The organism is Roseixanthobacter psychrophilus, assembly GCF_043195195.1.
Lineage (GTDB): Bacteria > Pseudomonadota > Alphaproteobacteria > Rhizobiales > Xanthobacteraceae > NCEH01.
Genome location: NZ_JBAFWT010000121.1, coordinates 1 through 1,639, shown reverse-complemented (window position 1 = coordinate 1,639; position 1,639 = coordinate 1). Strand labels below are relative to the sequence as shown.

At 65.5% G+C, this 1,639-nt stretch carries 1 protein-coding gene; it reads left to right on the top strand.

What is annotated here, in order from left to right:
* A partial coding sequence (istA, locus tag V5F77_RS28705; protein WP_449317032.1) for an IS21 family transposase occupies positions 1-1,447 on the top strand: 1,447 nt, incomplete at its 5' end.
* Positions 1,448-1,639: the final 192 nt, after the last annotated feature.

Here is a 1,639-nt window from a genome sequence, read left to right as displayed (position 1 = left end):
GCTGGGTGTCAGCAAAGGGGCCGTTGGGGAGTATCTGCAGCGGGCTCAGGTGGCCGGTCTGAGCTGGCCCCTGCCGGATGGCGTGACCGACACCGCCCTGGAGCGCCTGTTGTTTCCAGGCCAACCCAAGGCCTCTGTTATTCCTCGCCCAGAGCCCAACTGGGCCCATGTCGATCAGGAGTTGCGCCGGACTGGGGTTACCCGATCCCTGCTCTGGCAAGAATATCGGGCCGAGCACCCGGGTGGCTACGGCTATGCTTGGTTCTGCGAACATTACGAGGCATGGAAGCGCCGGGTGTCGCCGCCCATGCGCCAGAGCCACGCCGCCGGGGAGAAGGTGTTTGTCGACTTCGCCGGCGACACCATCGATGTCATCGACCCACTGACCGGCGTTGCCCAGGCGATGAAGCTGTTCGTCGCCGCACTCGGCGCCTCCAGTTACGTCTATTGCGAGGCCCGGCCCAGCGAGGGGCTCGCCGACTGGATCGGTTGCCACGTGGGCATGTTCGCCTTCTTCGGCAGTGTGGCGGGGATCATCGTTTGCGACAACCTCAAGGCCGCGGTCACCAACCCGGACCGCTACGAGCCGGGGATCAATCGCACCTACCAGGACATGGCCCGCCATTATGGAACCACGGTCATTCCGGCCCGACCCTACAAGCCACGCGACAAGGCCAAGGTCAAGCAGTCGGTGCTGCTGGTCGAGCGCTGGGTGCTGGCGCGCCTTCGCAACCGGCGCTTCTTCAGTCTGGTGGAGCTGAACCTGGCGATCACCGACCTGGTCGGCGAACTCAACGCTCGCGTTATGCGCGCCTATGGCATGAGCCGCGCCGAGCTGTTCGCAACGGTGGACGCCCCGGCGATGAGGCCGCTGCCCACAGAACCCTACGCCTTCGCCATCTGGAAGCGCTGCCGGGTGGCGCCAGACTATCACGTCGAGATCGACCGTTGCTGGTATTCGGTTCCCTACCGTCTGGTCCGTGAACTGGTCGACGTGCGCATCTCCGACAGGACCGTGGAGGTCTTCCACAAGGGCGAGCGCGTCGCCAGCCACGCCAAGTCGCGCGGCCGCAGCGGTCACACCACCATCGCCGACCACATGCCCAGTGCTCATCGGCGACACGCTTCCTGGACGCCGGCCCGGATTACGGCCGTGGCGGAGAAGATCGGCCCGGCCACCGCCGCCCTGACCCAGGCCATCATGACTGATCGACCCCATCCCGAGCAGGGCTTCCGCACCTGTCTGGGTATCCTGGCCCTGGAGAAGATCTACGGCCAGGCGCGTCTGGAGGCGGCCTGTCAGCGCGGCGATGTCATCAAGGCCAGGTCGGTCTCGTCGATCCGCTCGATCCTCAAGACCGGCCTGGATCGCGCCTTCCTCGATCCAGAGCCCGATCCCGAACCCCTGCGCCACGGCAATATCCGTGGGCGGGACTACTTCCACTGACTCTCACCATCAGGAGATCCAGATGCTCGCACATCCCACCCATGAACGCCTTATAGCGCTGGGGCTGGCCGGAATGGCCAAGGCCTTCGAGGAACAGCGCTCCTCCCCAGACATCGCCGCCCTGTCCTTCGAGGAGCGGGTGGGTATTCTCGTCGACCGTGAGGCCGCCGAGCGCGATACCAAGCGCATGAC